The organism is Micromonospora sp. CB01531 (assembly GCF_001905095.1).
Taxonomy (GTDB): domain Bacteria; phylum Actinomycetota; class Actinomycetes; order Mycobacteriales; family Micromonosporaceae; genus Micromonospora.
This window is the reverse complement of record NZ_LWLS01000083.1, coordinates 1-19323: the sequence shown is the minus strand read 5'-3', so window position 1 is coordinate 19323 and position 19323 is coordinate 1. Positions and strand designations below refer to the sequence as shown.

The 19323-nt window shown below is 69.6% G+C and carries 15 protein-coding genes, 1 tRNA gene and 1 riboswitch; of the genes, 7 read left to right on the top strand and 9 right to left on the bottom strand.

Translation table 11 applies throughout. The features are described 5' to 3' along the window. Positions 1-90 precede the first annotated feature (90 nt). Positions 91-2325: a (Fe-S)-binding protein gene (locus A6A27_RS23935; RefSeq protein ID WP_073836899.1), complete on the top strand. Its 2235-nt coding sequence runs from the start codon at positions 91-93 to the stop codon at positions 2323-2325. Between the two features lie 66 nt (positions 2326-2391). On the opposite strand, the gene A6A27_RS23930 is transcribed toward A6A27_RS23935, so the two are convergent. Further along, positions 2392-3054 carry a GOLPH3/VPS74 family protein gene (locus A6A27_RS23930; protein WP_073837107.1) on the bottom strand — a complete coding sequence of 221 codons (663 nt, stop codon included), beginning with the start codon at positions 3052-3054 and terminating at the stop codon, positions 2392-2394. Between the two features lie 121 nt (positions 3055-3175). Between A6A27_RS23930 and A6A27_RS23925 the strand changes: the two genes are divergently transcribed. The 3 genes from A6A27_RS23925 to A6A27_RS23915 all read left to right on the top strand — a co-directional run bounded on the left by A6A27_RS23925 (position 3176) and on the right by A6A27_RS23915 (position 6660). Beyond that, a complete protein-coding gene (locus A6A27_RS23925; protein ID WP_073837106.1) occupies positions 3176-4483 on the top strand; it encodes a hemolysin family protein in 1308 nt (435 codons plus the stop codon). Continuing rightward, positions 4476-5480: a hemolysin family protein gene (locus tag A6A27_RS23920; RefSeq protein WP_073836898.1), complete on the top strand. Its 1005-nt coding sequence runs from the start codon at positions 4476-4478 to the stop codon at positions 5478-5480. Before A6A27_RS23925 ends, A6A27_RS23920 begins: the two co-directional genes overlap by 8 nt. A gap of 178 nt (positions 5481-5658) precedes the next feature. After that, the gene (locus A6A27_RS23915; protein ID WP_198940425.1) at positions 5659-6660 is read left to right on the top strand and encodes a C40 family peptidase; all 1002 of its coding nucleotides are present in this window, start codon (positions 5659-5661) and stop codon (positions 6658-6660) included. A gap of 67 nt (positions 6661-6727) precedes the next feature. Here A6A27_RS23915 and A6A27_RS23910 read toward each other — a convergent pair whose 3' ends face one another. The 3 genes from A6A27_RS23910 to A6A27_RS23900 form a co-directional block, all read right to left on the bottom strand. Then, a complete protein-coding gene (locus A6A27_RS23910; RefSeq protein ID WP_073836897.1) occupies positions 6728-7282 on the bottom strand; it encodes a hypothetical protein in 555 nt (184 codons plus the stop codon). Positions 7283-7342: 60 nt separating this feature from the next. Next, the gene (locus tag A6A27_RS23905) at positions 7343-11845 is read right to left on the bottom strand and encodes a hypothetical protein (protein ID WP_143194134.1); all 4503 of its coding nucleotides are present in this window, start codon (positions 11843-11845) and stop codon (positions 7343-7345) included. A gap of 238 nt (positions 11846-12083) precedes the next feature. After that, the gene (locus tag A6A27_RS23900; protein WP_073836895.1) at positions 12084-14132 is read right to left on the bottom strand and encodes an N-acetylmuramoyl-L-alanine amidase; all 2049 of its coding nucleotides are present in this window, start codon (positions 14130-14132) and stop codon (positions 12084-12086) included. 232 nt (positions 14133-14364) lie between these two features. Beyond that, positions 14365-14500: riboswitch (cyclic di-AMP (ydaO/yuaA leader) on the top strand. Positions 14501-14512: 12 nt separating this feature from the next. Here A6A27_RS23900 and A6A27_RS23895 point away from each other — a divergent pair. Continuing rightward, on the top strand, positions 14513-15547 hold the full coding sequence (locus tag A6A27_RS23895; RefSeq protein WP_073836894.1) for a C40 family peptidase: 1035 nt from the start codon (positions 14513-14515) through the stop codon (positions 15545-15547). Between the two features lie 45 nt (positions 15548-15592). Here A6A27_RS23895 and dcd read toward each other — a convergent pair whose 3' ends face one another. Then, positions 15593-16171, bottom strand: coding sequence for a dCTP deaminase (dcd, locus tag A6A27_RS23890; RefSeq protein ID WP_073836893.1), 579 nt, complete (start codon positions 16169-16171; stop codon positions 15593-15595). A 78-nt stretch (positions 16172-16249) separates the two neighbouring features. Between dcd and A6A27_RS23885 the strand changes: the two genes are divergently transcribed. Continuing rightward, positions 16250-16795, top strand: a complete 546-nt coding sequence (locus A6A27_RS23885) for a pyridoxamine 5'-phosphate oxidase family protein (RefSeq protein ID WP_073836892.1) — start codon at positions 16250-16252, stop codon at positions 16793-16795. A 66-nt stretch (positions 16796-16861) separates the two neighbouring features. Here the strand turns inward: A6A27_RS23885 and A6A27_RS23880 are convergent, their stop codons facing one another. After that, complete coding sequence (locus tag A6A27_RS23880) at positions 16862-17845, bottom strand: zinc metalloprotease (RefSeq protein WP_073836891.1); 984 nt, start codon at positions 17843-17845, stop codon at positions 16862-16864. A 244-nt stretch (positions 17846-18089) separates the two neighbouring features. On the opposite strand from A6A27_RS23880, the gene A6A27_RS23875 reads away from it, so the two are divergent. Beyond that, positions 18090-18163: transfer RNA gene (locus tag A6A27_RS23875), tRNA-Gly, on the top strand. Positions 18164-18214: 51 nt separating this feature from the next. Here the strand turns inward: A6A27_RS23875 and A6A27_RS23870 are convergent. The 3 genes from A6A27_RS23870 to A6A27_RS44375 form a co-directional block, all read right to left on the bottom strand. After that, the gene (locus A6A27_RS23870) at positions 18215-18508 is read right to left on the bottom strand and encodes a tyrosine-type recombinase/integrase (protein WP_443189997.1); all 294 of its coding nucleotides are present in this window, start codon (positions 18506-18508) and stop codon (positions 18215-18217) included. 67 nt (positions 18509-18575) lie between these two features. Continuing rightward, the gene (locus A6A27_RS23865) at positions 18576-18905 is read right to left on the bottom strand and encodes a hypothetical protein (protein WP_143194133.1); all 330 of its coding nucleotides are present in this window, start codon (positions 18903-18905) and stop codon (positions 18576-18578) included. Positions 18906-18980: 75 nt separating this feature from the next. After that, positions 18981-19124, bottom strand: coding sequence for a hypothetical protein (locus A6A27_RS44375; protein WP_158074037.1), 144 nt, complete (start codon positions 19122-19124; stop codon positions 18981-18983). Between the last annotated feature and the right edge of the window lie 199 nt (positions 19125-19323).

The window sequence follows — 19323 nt, the reverse complement described above, 5'->3', positions numbered from 1 at the left end:
GGTGGTGGGAGCGGCGCAACGCCGGCCCAGCCCTGAGCCCCGCACGGTCGCCGAGCCGCTCGACAGGCAGCAGACCGGGAGGCCAACTCGATGGGCAGCGTCCAGATCGTCACCACGATCCTCGCGGCCGCCATCACCGCCGTGGCGGTGGGGCTTGCGGTGCGCGCGGTCATGCAGATGGTGGCCGTCATCCGGCTCGGGCAACCGGCCCCTGAGCGGTTCGCCGACAAGGGCGCCCGCACGACGAAGATGCTGGTGGAGACCGCCGGTCACACCCGCATGCTCAAGTGGAGCGTGGTGGGCGCCGCGCACTGGTTCGTGATGGTCGGGTTCATCGTGCTGTCGCTGCTGGTGCTCGAGGCGTACTTCGAGGTGGTCACGCCCGGCGGCGGCCTGCCGATCATCGGAGACTGGACGATTTTCGGCCTGGTCACCGAGCTGATCGGCATCTTCGGCCTGCTCGGCATCCTGGTGCTGATGGCGATCCGGCTGCGCAATCGGCCGAACCGGCCCGGCAACCGGTCCCGGTTCACCGGCTCCACCATGTGGCAGGGCTACTTCGTGGAGTGGGTCGTCCTGCTGGTCCTGATCTTCGGCTTCGTGATCCGGGGCTTCAAGGTCGCCACCGACCACTTCGAGTTCCCGGTCTGGGCCACCCCGCTCAGCCACGCGGTCGGCGCGGCGCTCCCGGCTTGGACCGCCGGCGTGAGCATCGCCGCGCTCATCAAGATCGTCATCTCGATGACCTGGCTCATCGTGATCTCGCTGAACGTCACCATGGGCGTCGCCTGGCACCGCTTCCTCGCGTTCCCCAACATCTTCTTCAAGCGCGACCCGGAGAAGCCGGCCGGCTCCGGCCTCGGCCCGCTGCGGCCGATGACGAGCGACGGCAAGCCGCTCGACTTCGAGGAGGCCGACCCGGAGAAGGACCAGTTCGGCGTCGCCCAGGTCGAGCAGTTCACCTGGAAGGGCCTGCTGGACTTCAGCACCTGCACCGAGTGCGGCCGCTGCCAGTCGCAGTGCCCGGCGTGGAACACCGGCAAGCCGCTCTCGCCGAAGCTGCTGGTGCTGAGCCTGCGCGACCACGCGTACGCCAAGGCGCCGTACCTGCTGGCCGGCGGCGGCAAGGACCTGGCCGGTGAGGAGAAGGCCACCCAGGAGCAACTGGCGAACGTCGACGCGCTGGCCCTGGCCGAGGCCGACCGGCCGCTGATCGGCACCGCCGCCGACGGCGGCGTCATCGATCCGGACGTGCTCTGGTCCTGCACCACCTGCGGCGCCTGCGTCGAGCAGTGCCCGGTGGACATCGAGCACGTCGACCACATCGTCGACATGCGCCGCTACCAGGTGCTGATCGAGTCGAGCTTCCCGTCCGAGGCCGGCGTCATGCTCCGCAACCTGGAGAACAAGGGCAACCCGTGGGGCGCTCCGCAGAACACCCGGGAGGACTGGACCAAGGGCCTCGGCTTCGAGGTGCCCCGGGTCGGCGAGGTCGAGGACTTCGAGTACCTGTTCTGGGTCGGCTGTGCCGGCGCGTTCGAGGACCGGGCCAAGAAGACCACCCGCGCGGTCGCCACGCTGCTGCACGAGGCCGGCGTCCCCTTCGCCATCCTCGGTGAGGGCGAGACCTGCACCGGTGACCCGGCCCGCCGGATCGGCAACGAGTTCGTCTTCCAGATGCTCGCCCAGCAGAACGTCGAGACGCTGAACGAGGCGTTCGAGGGCCGGGAGCGGAGCAAGCGCAAGATCGTCGCGACCTGCCCGCACTGCTTTAACACCCTCGGCAACGAGTACGGCCAGCTCGGCGGCGAGTTCGAGGTGGTTCACCACACCCAACTCCTGGCACACCTGGTCGCCACCGGCAAGCTCACCCCGGTGCAGCCCGTGGATGGCGGCCTCACCTACCACGACCCCTGCTACCTGGGCCGGCACAACCGGGTCTTCACCCCGCCGCGCGAGGTGTTGGGCGCCGCCCTCGGCGGCGGCCAGGGTGGCGCTTCCGGTGCAGGCGGCGACAGCGGCCTCATCGAGATGCCGCGGAACAGCGAGCGCTCCTTCTGCTGCGGCGCCGGCGGTGCCCGGATGTGGATGGAGGAGAAGATCGGCAAGCGGATCAACGTGGACCGGGTCGAGGAGGCCATGTCCACCGGGGCGAGGACCATCGCGGTCGGCTGCCCGTTCTGCTCGACGATGCTCAACGACGGGGTCAACGGCAAGGGCGCCGGGGAGCAGGTCGAGGTGGTCGACGTCGCCAGCGTGCTGCTCCGTTCGGTCAAGCCGGAGAGCACCCGGGGCGGCAAGGAAGCCGAGCCGGTCGCCGGCTGAGGCGTACGTCGGGACGGCCGGCACTCGACGGCGGTGGCCCCGGTGGTGCCACCGCCGTCGTGGTGCCTAGGTGGTGGCGATGACGGCGGCCGTGATGGCCGTGAGCACCGCTGCCTGGGTCTCCTCGATCGCCTTCCGGGTCGCCGCGGACGCCCAGTCGCCGGCCGTGATCTCGGCCAGCCGGGCCTTGACCCGGTCCTTCGGCAGGTCCGGGAAGAGCTTGCGGTCCAGCCCGACCGACCGGCTCAGGGCGATCAGCGCGGCGGTCCGCGCGTCGACCGGTCCGTCGGCCACGACCGCGGCGTGCATCCGCCGCCGGGCCTCGGTCTCCGGCGCCGGCTCGCCGCCGATGGACGAGGGATACCGGGTACGCGGGAAGAGCCCGAGCACCCGGTCCGACTCGCGTCGGAGCACACCGGCCTCGACCAGCCCGGCCAGCACCCGGTCGGAGAGCTGCCGGGATAGCCGCCCGACCCAGTCCTTGGGCCGGCGGCGCTTGCCCTCCGCGCCGACCCTGGCCAGGGCCTCGTCCAGCACCGGGTGCCCGACCGGGGTCGGGTCGACGACGGCCAGCCGGCCCTCGACCACCTCGACGCGGCCGGCGAGGGTCAGCTCCAGCAGCACCGCCCCGGCGAGCCCGTAGTCCAGGTGCGGGCGGCCCAGCCGGTTGGTGCCGGCGTCGTCGTAGGCGAGGAGGACGAGTTCGTCGGCGAGAGTGAGCCCGTTCATGGCCGCCACGCTAGCCCGGCCGGGCCACCCCGGGCTCGCGTCCACTCGTGCCGCTGGCCGGGCCGTGGAAGAATCGCGCCGAGGTGAGCCGATCATCGATGCCCTGTTGGTCACCACGCTGTTGCCCCTGGTCGGCTTCGTCCTGCTGACCGCCGGCAACGCGTTCTTCGTCGCGGCCGAGTTCGCCCTGGTCACGGTGGACCGCGCGGAGATCGACCGGCGGGCCGGCGAGGGCGACGGCCGGGCCGCCACGGTACGCCGGGCGCTGCGCGAGCTCTCCTTCCAGCTCTCCGGCGCGCAGCTCGGCATCACCATCACCGCGCTGCTAACCGGCTACCTGGCCGAACCCGCCCTGGCCCGGCTCTTCGCCCCGCTGCTGCGCCCGCTCAACGGGGCGGAGCGGTTCAGCACGCTGCTCGCCCTCGCGCTGGCCACGCTGATCTCGATGCTCTTCGGCGAGTTGGTGCCGAAGAACCTCGCGCTGGCCCGACCGATGCCGGCCGCGCTCGCCACCGCCGGGCCGATGCGGACCTTCGCCCGGACCTTCGGCTGGCTGATCCGGTTGCTGAACGACTCGGCGAACCGGCTGGTCCGCCGGCTCGGGGTGGAGCCGCAGGAGGAGCTGGCCAGCGCCCGGTCGCCGGAGGAACTGGGCCTGCTCGCCGCGATCTCGGCCCGGGCCGGTGCGCTGCCGCCCGACACCGCGATGCTGCTGCGTCGCACCATCCGCTTCGGCGACAAGCGGGCCGCGGAGGCGATGACGCCCCGGGTGGACGTGATCGCGCTGCGGGCCACCGCGACCGTCGCCGAGCTGCTGGACCTGTCCCGGCAGACCGGCCGGACCCGGTTCCCCGTCTACGAGGAGACGCTGGACCTCGTCACCGGCGTCGCTGGGGTGCCGGACGCGCTCGGCGTACCGCTGGCGCAGCGGACGAGGACGACGGTCGCCGCGGTCGCCCGCGAACCGGTGTACGTGCCGGAGAGCCTCGACCTGGACGGCGTGCTCGCCGCCCTCAAGTCGGCCGGCGCCGACCTGGCCATCGTGGTCGACGAGTACGGCGGCACCGACGGCGTGGTGACCGTGGAGGACCTGGTCGAGGAGCTGGTCGGGGAGATCGCCGACGAGTTCGACCCGGACGCGGTGGACGAGCTCGGGCCGGTGGAGCTGACCGTGCCAGGTGGGGAGCGGACCGTCCTGGTGGACGGCGTGCTGCGCGCGGACGAGCTGGTCGAGCAGACCGGATTCCGGCTGCCCGAGGGCCCGTACGAGACCCTCGCCGGCTTCCTGATGGCCCGCCTCGGGCACATTCCCGTACCCGGCGAGACCGTCGAGGCGGGCGGGTACGAGTTCACCGTGGTCGAGGTTGAGCGGCACCGGATCGAGCAGGTCCGGGTGGTTCGCCCCGAGGAGCCGGACGACGATGAGTGAGCTGGCCGTCGCCGTCCTGCTGCTGTTCGGCAACGCCTTCTTCGTGGGTAGCGAGTTCGCGCTGATCGCCTCCCGCCGTACGGTGATCGAGCCGCTCGCGGCGACCTCGAAACGTGCCCGGTGGGCGCTCGCCGCGATGAACCAGATCCCGCTGATGATCGCCGGAGCGCAGCTCGGCATCACGGTCTGCTCTCTCGGCCTCGGCGCGATCGCCGAGCCGGCGCTGGCCCACCTGCTGGAGACGCCGTTCGAGGCGCTCGGGCTGCCCGCCTCCGGGGTGCACCCGGTGGCCTTCGTGATCGCCCTGGGCGTGGTGGTCTACCTGCACACCGTGGTCGGCGAGATGGTGCCGAAGAACATCACCCTGGCCGGTCCGGAGCTGTCGGCGCTCTGGCTCGGCCCGGCGATGCTGGCGTTCTGCCTGGCCACCAAGCCGCTGCTGCTGGCCATGAAGTGGTCGGCCCGGCAGGTGCTGCGGTGGTGGCGGGTCGAGGCGACGGACGCCGTGAAGACCGTGTTCACGGCGGAGGAGCTGGCCGGGCTGGTGTCCCAGGCGCGGACCGAGGGGCTGCTGGACGCCGAGGAGCATGCCCGGATCACCGGCGCGCTGGCCCTGCACAGCCGTACCGCGGCGGACGCGCTGCAACCCTGGTCGACGGTGACCACGGTGGCCGAGGACGTGTCACCGGCCTCGCTGGAGGTGCTGGCGACCCGTACCGGCCGGTCCCGGTTCCCGGTGGTGCAACGGTCCACCCGGCGGGTGCTCGGCTTCGTTCACGTGAAGGACGTGCTCGGGTACGCGGGCGCGAGTCGCCGCGCACCGGTGCCCGCCGAGGTCTATCGGCCGTTGGCGGTGGTGCCACCCGACCGTACGCTGGCCGACCTGTTGCTCTCGATGCGGCGCGAGCGGCGGCACATGGTCCTGGTGAGTGACGGACGTCGACCTCTGGGTGTGGTGACGCTCGACGACGTATTGACGGCAATCGTTGGGAAGTGATTGAACACTGGTTGTGTGCAAGCGGTTGCGCATACGTGATATAGCGATACGCCGCCTTGATTCCACCCCGTCGCCTTCCCTAATGTGGGGCACCGACCGCTGTGGTCGTCTGCCTCGACTTCCCCTCTCGCGAGGCGCCCGGCGGTCGGTTGCAAAGGAGTCCGTGCCGGTGGCAACCATGCCCCCTCATCGTCACGCCCCGAGCCAGCCGCCCGCCCCACCGGTCGGGGCGCGCCGGGTCGTACGCCGTCTCCTCACCCTGGTCGCGGCCGTCGCGGTCGGTGCCGGGCTGCTGGCGGCTCCGGCGCACGCGGCGCCGTCCGTGGATGAGATCGACGCGCAGATCGACAAGCAGTGGGAACAGCTCGAGCCCACCATTGAGAACTACAACAAGGTCCGCGCCCAGCTCAAGGTCAACAAGAAGAAGTCGGACGACCTCGAGAAGAAGATGGTGCCGCTGCAGCTGCAATCGGACCTGGCGATGAACCAGGTTGGCGACATGGCGGCCCGCTACTACATGCGCGGGCCCTCGCAGGAGATCGGTGCCCTGCTGACGAGCACCAAGCCGGGCATCCTCGGCGAGCAGCTCGTCATCCTCGATCACCTGGCTGCCGAGCAGAAGAAGCAGGTCGCCAGCGTGCTCGCCGTCCGGGACAAGTACAACCGGCAGAAGCGGAAGCTGGACGAGCTGATCGCCACCCAGACGAAGCAGAGCAACGATCTGGCGGCGAAGAAGAAGCAGATCGACAGCGAGATCAAGCGGCTGACCGCGATGCTGCCGGTGACCTCGATCCGTCCGGCGGGCTGCCCGTCCATCGACGGAGTGGTGAGCAGCGCCGCGCGGACCGCGATCAAGACCGCCTGTGCCCAGGTCGGCGACCCGTACGTGTGGGGCGCCACCGGCCCGAACGCCTTCGACTGCTCCGGCCTCACCCAGTACGCGTACAAGGCCGCGGGTATCTCTCTCACCCACTTCACCGGAGCGCAGTGGAACGAGGGCAGGGCCGTGTCCCGCAGCGACGCGCGCCCCGGTGACCTGGTCTTCTTCTACAGCGACCTGCACCATGTCGGCCTGTATCTCGGCAACGGCATGATGGTGCACGCGCCACGGACCGGCAAACCGGTCCAGGTAACCAAGATCAGCTACATGCCGGTCGCCGGCTTCCGCCGCGTCAGCTGACCCTCTCGAGCAGCACGAAGGCCCCCGGTCCACGCGGCTGACCGGGGGCCTTCGTCGTGTCCGTACGTCAGGTCGTGCCGGTCACCGTCTGCACGTCCACGCGCTCGTGGGCCTCGGCCGGCAACGGCTGCTGGAGTTCGACCAGGATGTCGTACTCGCCGATCATGGGTACGTTCGTCAGGGCGCTGTAGGTGCCCCGTTTGCCCGGGACCTCCATCAGCGTGATCGGCCCTTGTCGATGGGATGTCGGCATGGCGATCATGTCCGTCCAGGCGACCATCCGACCCATGGTGATCGGCTGGTAAGCCCCGGGGCTCACCGCCCGCACCTCGATCTGCACCTGCAGATCCCCGACGTGCCGGGCCTTGACGTCCAGGACTGCGGCGGTCGAGCCGGTCGGACGGGCTGGTGCCGGGTGCGTGGTGGTCGCCGCGGCCGGCCGCCCCTGCGGTCGGCTGGTCAGCAGGGCCACACCGCTGATCGCGACCGCGATGGTCATGCCGGTGGCGACTCCGGCCAGGAAGCCGGGCCGGCGCCTCGGCGGTGCCTTGGGGGGCCGGCGGTTCCGCCGCCGGCCGCCCGGCACTTGCTCGACCAGCCGCCATTTGGAGGTGGTTGTCATGGAGATTCCGGTTCCTCTCCGGGTGCGGGCGGCCGACCGGCCGCCCGCACCCGTGCTCGGTCAGCCGACGGGATGGTCCGGAAGCTGGATCAATCCGGAGCGGGGTGCTCCGTGTACCCGGAAGATCCCCCACTGCCCGCCGGTGAGATGCGGGGAGAGGGTGTTGGACCGGTAGAGGTAGTCCCCGGGTACGGCACCCGGGCCCCCGGCGCCGCCGGTCACGTCCGGGTCGAGCACCACCGGGTACACGACGCCCGGATTGAACTCGCCCTGGAACGCCTTGACCTGCGACTGCGGATCCTTGGGTGCGGCCCGCCAGGTGTGGCCGTGCAACGTGAACCCGGTCGAGCGGGGTTTGCCGACCGCCTGACCGACCCACAGCACGGTTTTGTCGCCCGCGTACGCCTCCAGCAGCGGCGTGCTCGGGTCGCCGTGCGGGTAGCTGCTGAAGATGGTCGCCACGTCGCCGGTGGCCGCGTACCGGTGGTTCCAGGGCTCGTTGCGGTAGTTCACCGCCACCTCGCCGGAGTCCTCGGTGTCGTCGGTCTCCCGGCTCGGCGCGATCGCCAGGTCGACGTTGTCGGGGACGTCCGTGCCGCCGGCCCGGAACAGGGCCAGGTCGCTGTTGAGCAGGACCACGTTCTCCCGGTAGTCCTTGCCGTTCGGATCGACGATGACGGCCTGGGTTCCGGACTTCAAGGCAGTGCCGTCCTGCGGGTTGAGCCAACTGGTGCCCTTGGGTTCGATCACCAGGCCGCCGAAGAGCCCGTGGTGCCCGTGGTGCAGCGGATCGGCCTGGTCCTGCAGCAGGGCCAGCCCGGTGATGTTCTCGGGCACCGGCCAACCGAACGTCCGCTCCTCGCCTACGCCGACCGTCAGGTCACCGAGTCCGTACGTGTCATCGCCGGTGTTGGTGCCTCGCGAGCCCAGGTTGTATTCGAGCAGGGTGGGAGTCAGCGACACGCGGGAGCTGACCGGGTACGGCTTGAAACCGGGCACGTTTCGCTCGTCCTTGGGCGGTTGGTCGAGGCAACCGGGGAGCGTGCTGCCATGACCCCGTCGCCATCCGAGTTGGCCGGGCTCGGTGGCCTCGAAGCAGGTCGGTTGCATCTTGGCCGGATCGAGCCGGTTCTTCAGCGTCAGGTTGACGCAGTCGCCGGCATGTGCCCGGAGCACAAGTGGTTCCGGTGGCTTCTGCCCGGATTTGATGGCGTCGACATCTTCTTCGAGAGCGAACATCGCCCCGTTCGGATCGTGGTCGCCGGCCTCGTTGTAAACGATGTCGTGGTTGAAAGCGACGACAGTGAAATGTTGGTACTTCCCCGTGCCGTCGTCGGAGCAGATGCTGTCGGGCCAGCCTATGTTGCCGGTGCAGGGGTTGGGGCTGTCCGGTAGTGGCGTCACCTCATAACGGCCCTTGCCGGATGGATCGTCGCAGTCCGTCACCTGCAGTTGGCCCCAGGCGCCCAGGAAGCGGTCGTCGGATCCGGTTAATCCGTACACGTAGTGTCTTCGATCGACGAAGTCACGCCACGGTAGTTCGGCGCCGACGTCCACGGTCATGTCGAAGTATTCGAGCACGCCGAGGTGTTGAGCCTGGACGACGTTCGACTCCGGGTCTCGCGTCTCCGACTTCCACGGGAATCGATCGATGCTGAACCCGTGAGATTCCTCCTGAGAGAGCTGGAAGACGCGCCATTTCACGCGGTCACCTTCGTGTGCCCTGAAGACCGGGGTGTACGGATCGCCGTGGACGCTGGTGTCGTACACCCGGGACGGGTCCGCGTTCCGCCGCCCTTCAAACGGCTCAAGCCGGTAGCTCAGGCCGACCACACCCTGGTCGTCCGGGCTGGAGGGGAACTTTGCCGGATAGATGGGCACGCCGTCCGGGGTGACGAACTGGTCGTCGTTCGGGTCGTTCGGATCCTCCGGCTTGAACATCGGCACGTGGTCCTCGATGAACAGCGAGAAGTTCCGGTAGTCCCGGTCGTCGATGGCCTTGCCGTGATAGTCGGTGCCCGGTTGGCAGTAGATATCCACAATGGTCCCGACCCTGACCGAGGCGTTTGTCTGCGGGTTGTGGTACGTGCACCCGGCCGGGTGCACACTCGCCCCGCCCAGCAGGCCGTTGTCCTGGTGCACGTTTGGGAAGAAGTGGTCGTGGAAGCTGCTGGTGGCAAGGTCTTCATGGACGAAAGACCGGTAGGTGATGGTCTGGCCGTGGTCGGCGCCCTGGTCGTAGTTCCAGCCGTTGGCGGCACCGTCGGAGGTCAGCACGTCGAACTGGACGAGGTGCTGGTGGATGCCGGCCTCGTTGGTGATCTGGGCCCGGTCGAAGACGTTGCCGCCGAAGTTCTCCGGCAACTCGTTGGTGAAGTTGTAGACCACGCAGTCACCGACGTTGAACAGCGGCGCGAACGGCTCCGGCTTCTGCCCGCCGAGGACCGCCTGTTTGTGTTCCTGTAGGACGTAGACCCGGGCCTGCGGGTTTTTCCATCTCAGCTTCTCGTTGTAGTACTGCGCGACCTGGATGGCTGCTACGTCGAAGGTCTTCACCGGGGTCGGCTGACCATCCGACCGGGTGGCCGGGCACGGGTTCTGGAAGAAACCGCCGGGGGTCTGCCCGCCCGGATCCGCCGCGTCCTTCTCCTTCTGGGTCGGCGGGAACACCCCGCCGGCCTGCCGGCTCGCCACCCCGAGCGGCGGTTTCGGCGCCTTGAAGCCGAACTTGCCGGGCACGAAGTGCGGGTAGCCCGGCTTGGCCTCCGTCGGCGGGGGCGGTGGGTTCACCCCGGCGACCCCCGGCTGGTAGTCGAAGTCCTCGAGTGGCAGCAGGGCTGGCACGGTGGTGCCGTCCGGGAGCATGCGGCTGCCGTCCTCCAGCTTGTCGTGGGTGCGGTTCAACGCCCACATGCCGTTGGCGAAGTGCGGATAGAGGTGGCAGTGGAAGATCACGTCACCGAAGGTCGCCGGCTTGTTGTCGTGCGACGAGCCGGCGCCGCCTTCCGGGATGAGCGCGTAGTGCGCGCCCGGGGAGACGGCCTGCACGTCGAGGATGTTGGTGATGCCGATGTGGTGCGTCGGCTTGCTCACCTCGGCCAGCCCGCCCTCGTCCTTCGGGTCGAACGGCCACCGGTTGACGTGCCAGTGGAACGTGTGGGTCTCGCGCTCGGCCGCGTGCAGCAGCCGGATCTGCATCGGCTCGCCGCGGTAGTTCGCGAAGACGAGGTCGCCGCCACCCGGGTCGCCGTACGCCCAGGAGGACAGGGCTGTCTCCTCGCCATGGCACTTCGGGGCGTCGAACCCCTGGGCGCCCTGCGTCGCCGCCGGGCAGCCGACCTCCTCCCGGTTGAAGCCCGGCTCGGCCCGGTAGTTGAAGGCGAACCACTCCAGCTTCACCGGTACCTCGCCCTGGACGAGGGCGTCCGCGTCCCCGCCGGACAGCCCGGGCAGGGTGCCCTTCTTCAGCTTGGCTAGCTCGTCGGCCGTCGGGTCCACGCACTCCCCGTTGGCCCGGTCCTCGGCCACCCCGTCCTGCCCGTCCCTGCAGAACCGGGTGAGGATGCCGGCGGCGGCCTCCACCTCGTCATGCATGAAGATGACGTGTTCCCGGTGGTCGGGAGCGCCGGGCGCCGGGTCCTTGATGACCGCGCGCGTCCCGGACGGGAGCGGCTCGCCGGTACGGGCATTGACCCAGCTGGTGCCGGGTTTCTCCACCACGATCGCGCCGAAGGCCCCGAACGAGTGCGAGCCGATGGCGTTGCCGGCGCCGGTCTCCACCGAGGTGAGGTCGGCGCCGTCGTTGAAGTGGAACTCACCCTCGACCGCCGCCGAGTACCGGTAGGTGCCGGTGGCGCCGGGGAGTACGGTCGAGTCGGGGTTCTTGCCCGCCGCCGTACCGTCGGAACCCTTCGGATCGAAGGCCAGGCCCTCCATGTGGATCGACGCCGGAGGCGCCGCGTTCGGGTCGAAGTCGTTGTGCGGGTTGGTGCGGGCCGGCGCGAAGCGACGGGGCTCCGGCGTCACGGTCCCGGGAGCGGCCAACTGCTCGCCGGGCAGCAGGAAGATCGAGTCGTTGCGGACGAACGACGGCGCTTCTTCATGCAGTCGGTTGGTGAAGTGGATCGTCACGCAGTCGCCCCGGTGCGCCCGCAGCACCAGGGGCTCGATCAGGTCCGGCTGGTCGTTCGGGTCGGCCGCCTTGGCGAAGTCGGCCCGAACGGTGGCGATGTTCTCATCGAGGACGTACATCCGCCCCTCGGGAACCAGGTCGCCGAAGCGGTTGAGGAAGATCGGAATGTTGATCAGTGAGACGTTGAAGCTGCGTGCCGGTGCCCCGGACACACACGGATTACCCGGGTCGGCGGCCTTCGGCGGCAGGTCCGCAGCCATGGAACTGGACATCGCCCACACCGCGCCGCCGGTCACCGCCAGCCACGCTCCGGCCAGCAGGCCGCCGGCGAGGTAGGTCCAGCGACGTCTCCGCTTTGCCCGGATGAACACGGCCATCGCCACCACGCCCAGCAGGGCTAGTGGGACGACCTCCACCACTCCTGTACGCACCGCATCTCCCTTCGTCGACTGTGCCGTGCACGTCGGATCGCGGGAGAACGCAGCTGTCCCCAGGTGTCGAAGATGTACGCCCCCGTGATCTATCGACACATAGGAATCTACCGAATGGGAGACGCCCTGTAAACGAATTACCATGTTCGGTCACTGGTTGAAGCCTTTTGCCGTCAGAACGGAGGAAGGGTTCCCGGTGACCGGGAACCCTTCCTCCGTCGATGACAAGTGGTTCTGGTCAGGAGGTCCGCGTAGCGGCTGGGACGATGTCCACGTCGTCGAGGTTCACGTACATGACCCGGTGGCCGAACTGCACCTGGACGTACTTGTTCTCGCCGCGGACCACCGTCCGGTCACCCGGCGCCGAACCGTCGAACGAGACGGCCCGGTAGTACTCGCCCGGCAGGACGCCGCCGACCGCGTACCGCTGGCCGGCCGAGAAGGTGTACTGCAGCGGCGAGATGGCCTGGTACGGGATGGTGGCCGGGTATGCCGCCCGCTCGGGGTAGGCCCGCCCGTACACCGGGATGCTGGTCTTGCCCGGCTTGGGGGTCACCACGAAGCCGTTCGCCCACTTCGCCGTCGGCGCCGAGGCCGGGTTGTAGAACCAGGCCTTCTGGCCGAGGTACCAGATCGCGGTCCAGTCGCCCTGGATGCCCGCGAGGGCGTACGTCTGCCCGGCCGAGGCGCGGGCGCCGTGATCCTTGATGTACATGGTGTTCGGCGTACCGTTCGGGCGCAGCCCCAGGTCGTTGACCAGCGACGCGGTCGGGCTCGGGGCGGTGCGCAGGATGACGGAGGAGGAGCCGCGCAACGGGCATGGCTCGGCCGTCGGCGGCACCGGTCCCGGTGGCAACGGGGGCTGTTGGTTGCAGCCGGTGAAGGCTGGCTGGTTGCTGGCGTAGTCCGGGTCGATGGTGACCAGGCCGGTGTTCGGCGTGCCGGTCGAGTGGAACGGCGCCTTCAGCAGGTCGAAGTAGTGCGACCAGTCCCAGTACGGACCCGGATCCCAGTGCATCCCGGCGACGTTCCCGGCGGTGATGCCGGGGACGTTGTCGTGGCCGAGGATGTGCTGCCGGTCCAGCGGGATCTGGAACCGCAGCGCCAGGTGCCGGACCAGCTTTGCCGAGGCCCGGTACATCGCCTCGGTGTACCAGGTGCCGTGGCCGGCGTAGCCCTCGTGTTCGACGCCGATGGACTTGGCGTTGACATACCAGTTGCCGGCCTGCCAGCCGACATCCTTGGCCTTGATGTGCTGGGCCACGTAGCCGTCCACCGAGCGCAACGTGTAGTGCCAGCCCAGGTAGGTTACGTCCTGGACCGCGTTCACGCTGCCCCGGAAAGAGCCCTCGGTGTCGTGGATGATGATGTATTCGAGCTTCTGCTGGGCCGGCCGGTTGCCGATGTCGTAGTTGCCGTAGTCCACGATGTTCGTCTTGGGGATCGTGTACTCCCCGTACGGTGCGGGGATCCACTCGCAGGCGAGGCGGACCGGGCACTCCAGGCCGTCCGGCCGCTCGGCGCGGCGCAGGCCGAGCTTGTGCAGCCCGGACTGGTCCGGCGTCACCGCGGCGGCGGCGAGGGTCACCCGCTGGCCGTCGTCGGTGGTCCGGCTGGCGCCCTGGCCGATCTGGTCGTACACCTCGTCGGCGAAGGCCGCCGCCGCGTCCTCGGTGTCCGCGCCGGAATACCGGGCCACCGCGCCGTACCAGGCCGCCGGGTCGCTGCCGGCGCCGACCGGCCCGCCCAGGTCCTGCTGGTACGAGGCCAGCAGCGCCGCGCCGCCCCGGATGTTGGCCGCCGCGTCGTCGCGCAGCGTCTCCTTCGACACGCCGGTGAGGTCGGCGGCGGCGTCGAGGGTCTGCAGCGAGGCCACGGGCAGGGTGTTCCCGGCCGGCGCGGCGGCGGCGGTCAGGTCGACGGTGAGCGGGCGGGAGTCGTCGCCGCGGGGGTCCTCGTTCTCGTCCACGTGTGCGCTGGACGGGGTCGAGGCGACCTGCTCGGCGTCGGTGAGGTGCATCGGGCCGTAGCCGCCGCTGGTGCTGGGCTGGCCGGAGTGGGTGTCCCAGCGGGACTCCAGGTAGGAGACGCCGAGCAGGACGCTCTGCGGCACGCCGTACTCCGCTGCCGCGGCGGAGTACTGCTGCTGGCGGTCCGGGCTGTCGGTGGTGCCGGCGGCGGTGAGGGGCGCCGCCGCGGTGGGACCGCTGGTCGCGAGAGCGGTGGCCGCCGCGACGGCGGCGGCCAGCAGTATCCGTCTGCGCGGGGGCAGTGCTGAGAGGTGCATCGAACCTCCAGATGTGGATGGGGGTGACTGCGTCCCCACCCTCACTCCGCAGATGGCCGTAGGTCAATACCTTTCCAGGTAGTGATGGTGGGCGTAAAAAACCTTCACCGCATGCAGAGTTGCGGATCTGCGTACGGAGTGTCACGGCGGATCGGGTTGCGGATTGATAACGACGGCCCCTACTCTGGTCAGTTGTCGACCGGTAGGTTCACCGTCCATCCCGGGTGGTGACGGTCCGACACCGCCGAGTCGCCGCCAGGCGAGCCGGGGACCCAGGTACCTGGGGTGAATCCGCAGCCACTGCGGTAGGGCGGCTCCCTTCCCGCCCGAACCCGTCAGCTAACCCGGTAGGCGGGCAGGAAGAAGGAGTACGGAGCCCGGTGGCAAACCATGCCCCGCGGCCACCGTCGGACCGGTCAGTCGACCGGTCGACGGCTGCGCCGCGTTCACGCTGGTCCCGCTTCACCACCGCCCTCGCCGCCCTGGTCGGCACCGCCGTCGTCCTGACCGGCGGCGCCACGGCGGCCCACGCCGAACCGTCGGTCACCGAGATCGAGCGCCAGATCGACCAGGACTGGAACAAGCTCGAACCGATCATCGAACAGGTCAACTCCACCCGCGAGAAGCTCGCCGTCCGGCGCAAGCAGGCCGACGCGCTGGCGAAGCAGATCGCCCCGCTCGAGGCCCAGGTCGACGCCGCCCTCGGGCAGGTCGGCGGGCTGGCTGCCGACGCGTACAAGGGCAACAACCTCAGCACCGTCAACGCCCTGCTGGGCAGCCGGTCGCCGAGCGAGGTGGTCAACAGCCTCGAACTGCTTGACCGCTACGCGCACCACCAGCACGAGCAGGTACAGGCCGTCATGGAGCTGCGCGACCAGCTGGCCGCGAAGAAGAAGCCGCTGGACGCGATGGTCGCCCAGCTGGCCCGTACCGAAGCTCAGCTCGCGGCCCAGAAGAAGCAGATCGACGCCGAGATCGCCCGGCTCCAGAAGCTCCGGCTCAAGGTGTACGGCAACGGCGGCGGCGGACCGCTGCGCCCCGCGCCCTGCCCAGCCGGCTACCCGGGCGGCCCGGCCGGTGTCGCGGTCAAGTTCGCCTGCGCCCAGATCGGCAAGATCTACGTCTGGGGCGCCGCCGGCCCAGACCACTACGACTGCTCCGGCCTGACCATGGCGGCCTGGGCCAAGGCCGGGGTCTCCCTGCCGCACAACGCCCGGGAGCAGCACGACGTCACCCGGCGGGTGAGCCGCAGCGAGCTACGCCCCGGTGACCTGGTCTTCTACTACAGCGACCTGCACCATGTCGGGATGTACGTCGGCGGCGGCTGGGTGGTGCACGCCTCCCAGTCCGGCAAGCCGATCACGATGAAACGCGTCGACGACGGCCAGATCAACAGTTACGGCCGCCCGGGCTGACGGGTACGCAGGGGCTCCCGCGTCGCGGGAGCCCCTGCGTCGTGCTCAGCGGGTCGGCCAGGTGCGCCAGTTCTGCCAGGACCGGCTCGGGGTCGGCCCGCGCTGCCCCTGGTAGCGCGAGCCGTAGACCGCCGAGCCGTACGGGTGCTCGGCCGGCGACGAGAGCCGGAAGATGCAGAGCTGACCGATCTTCATGCCGGGCCAGAGCGTGATCGGCAGGTTGGCCACGTTGGAGAGTTCCAGCGTGACGTGCCCGGAGAAGCCCGGGTCGATGAAGCCGGCGGTGGAGTGGGTGAGCAGCCCGAGCCGGCCCAGGCTGGACTTGCCCTCGAGCCGGCCGGCGAGCTGGTCGCCCAGCGAGATCACCTCGAGCGTCGAGGCGAGCACGAACTCGCCCGGGTGCAGCACGAACGGCTCGCCCTCGGGCACCTCCACCATCGAGGTCAGGTCGTCCTGCTGCTGGGACGGGTCGATGTGCGTGTAGAGGTGGTTGTTGAAGACCCGGAAGAGCCGGTCCAGGCGTACGTCGATGCTGGACGGCTGCACCAGCGTAGGCTCGAAGGGCTCCAGCGCGAGTGCGCCCGCCTTGATCTCGGAGACCAGGTCGCGGTCGGAGAGCAGCATCGGAACACCATAGCGACCGGTACGGGCGACCTGCGTGTCGGACTACATCTTCGTACACGTGTTCGATAGAATGTCCGCATGGCTTCCTGGTCCGAATTCGCCGCCGACGAGCCCCGACTCGCCGACGAGATCCGCCTTCTCCTGCAGCAGTACGGGCCGGGCTTCGGCTACCTCGCCACGGTCCGCGCCGACGGCGGCCCCCGAGTCCACCCGGTCTCCCCGGTCATCACCGACGACGGGCTCTACTGCTTCGTCATCGACTCGCCCAAACGCCGCGACCTTGAACGCGACGGCCGCTACGCGCTGCACTCGTTCCCGCCGGAGGAGAGCGACGACGAGGCGTACGTCGCCGGTCGGGCCCACCCGGTGACCGACCCGGCGACCGTGGCCCGGGTGGCCGGGATCGGCCGGGCGGCGCCGCACGTCGACTGGCGGCTGTTCGAGTTCACCGTCGACGTGGCGATGCTGACCCGGCGCGACCAGGCGGCCCACCTCGGCGCGGGTCGGCCGCAGGTGCGGGTCTGGCTCGACCCGCAGGCGACCGCTCCCGCGCGCCGTGGCCCGGCCGTCCCCGAGGGGCGGCGCGGCCGCCACGGCTTCGACACCCGCCGCCCGGCCGCCTGACCGTATGAACACCGGTGCCGGCCCCGTCCGAGGACGGGACCGGCACCGGTTCGCTGTGCTCGGCGGTTACGCCGCGCGGTAGGCGTTCCACGCGGTCAGCATCCGGCTCGCCTGGCCAGGGGTGAACTGGTACATGCACGAGTCGTAGGTGTAGTCCATGAAGTTGGTGATCGGGTCCAGGCCCGGCGCGGTGCAGGTGTCCCGACCGGTCGGGCACTGGTACGCCGGCGAGGCCTCGGCCGGGGTGTCGCTGACGCTGTCGCCCGAGCCCGAGCAGCCGCCCTGGAAGGTGTGGTAGAGGTTCAGCCAGTGGCCGATCTCGTGGGTGCCCGTGTCGCCCTGGTTGTAGTTGGTGGCGGTCCCACCCGGCAGCGACTCGCCCAGCACGACGACGCCGTCCATCTTGTCCAGCGTCTTCTTCGGGAAGGTGGCCCAGCCGAGCAGGCCGTTGCTCAGCTCACCGAGGTACATGTTCAGCGTGTTCTTGCCGCCCTCGCGCAGGGTGGTCTTCATCGACCGCTCCGCCTGCGAGCCCGAGATGATCGGGTACCAGGACGGGTTGGTGACCCGGTTGATCTTCTGGAGCTGGAAGCCGAAGGCGGTGGCCGCGCCGCCGGTGCCGCCGCTGTAGGCCTGGTTGAGCACGCTGATCTGCTGGTTGATCATCGAGTCCGGGATGTTGCCGCCGGCCCGGGTGCTGTCCCGCTGGATGACGTGCACCACGACCGGAATGGTCACGGTCGCCAGGGGTGCGGCCCCGGCGCCGGCCCGGAACCTGGACCGCTCGGCCAGGGCGGCGGCGAGGTCCGCCTCGCGCTCACGGACCTGTGCGGCGGTCAGTTCGTTCGGCTCGTGCTTGGCGTGCGCGCCGGCCTTGACCCGGGCGTCCGTGTGGACGTCGGCCGGCTCGACGCAGCCGCCCGCCGGGGCGGCCGAGAAGGCCGAAGCGGCCGGGACGACGCCCACCGCGGCGGTGCTGAGCAGCAGCGCGAGCGTCGTCGACGCGACACCGGCGGTACGCCGGGTCAGCAGGTTGGGACGAAGTCCCATGGGCCCACCTCTTTCTGGCGGCGTGACCGGGGGTGTGTCACGCCGTGGCTGGAACGTTGGGGAGACGTTACAACTGATCGACAGATTTGAAAATGGCCATGTGCTGCCATCGTGAAACTTTCTCCTGCTCCAGCCGGACGCGGAGGTTGCAAGATCGTTTCGAGCCGGTTTGCGGCGCGTGGGAGCCGCCATGTGGGTACCTGGGTGCACGGAGGCGGTGACCTCAGGTACAGTGGTGCCGCCTGCGGGTGTAGTTCAATGGCAGAACATCAGCTTCCCAAGCTGACAGTGCGGGTTCGATTCCCGTCACCCGCTCCAACGTGAGGCCCCAGCTCAGGACAGGTTTCCTGGCTGGGGTCTCGATCGTTCCTACCGCTTCTTGCGCTGGCCGTGCCCGCTACGTGCCCGATCGCGGCCCTTCTTGATCTGCTCGCTGAGGCCATCGGCGATGTGCTCGTCACGCTCTCGGGCCGTGTGCCGGTAGATCAGCGCGGCCCGGGTGGAGGCGTGGCCCATCCGGGCCATGAGGTCGGCGAGGCTGGCCCCGGTGCGCGAGGCGAGGGCGTTCCCGGTGTGCCGCAGATCGTGGAAGTGGAAGCCGGGCAGGCCGGCCGCAGCCACCGAGTCGCGCCACTGGGCGTGGCACGGGACCTCACCAAGCACGAGGACGAGATCACCTGGCGGATGCCGAGCGCGGAGGAGGCTACGAAGCTTCACCGCATCGGGATGGCTACTGGCTCAGCGATGGGCTTTGCTCGCCGAGAGCTGAGGCGGGATCGCCGTCATGATTCCTCTTCCGGAGCTGCGCCGCGCCAAGGGCGTTCAGACTCACACCCCAGATGAGCAGAACGGCAAGCCACTGGACCCAGCTCAGTGCATTCATCTGGCCGGAGAGCAGGTGTCGGACGGAGGAATACGGAGTCAAGGCTTGGGCCGGCCTGAGGACATCGATGGCACCCAGCAGGAGCCACAGGCCGAGCGGCAGGACGATGCTGGCGACGAACGCGATGGCGGGATGCCGCATCAGCAGGCCGAGTCCTGTGCCCACAAGCTGGGCCACCACCTGGACTAGAACGCTACCTACCGCGATGGTTCCGACGTGTCGCCACGGGTCCTGAGCACCCGTCGTGGTGACCTAGAGGGCCACGACGCATACCAGGAAGCCGAACAGAGCCACGACGGCGGCGAGCAGCGCCGCGGCCAGCAGGGTAGGCGTGAGGCGAGTAAGCCCGGACGCCCGCTTCAGATCGCGGACGAGCAGGATGCCGAAGGCCGGCACGATGACGGACGTCAGGCTCTGTACCGCGTCGGAAAGCTTGGCGAAAGTGCGATCACCAGGCGGTCCACCCAGCGCAAGCCCTGCGGCGGCTAGCAGTCCCAGCAGCAGGGTGACCGCGAGTAGGAACCGGCGCGCCCGCGTACCGAGAGAGCGGCGGAGGGCATTAAGAGCGACCGGCGATAGGTGTCACTTGAGCCTG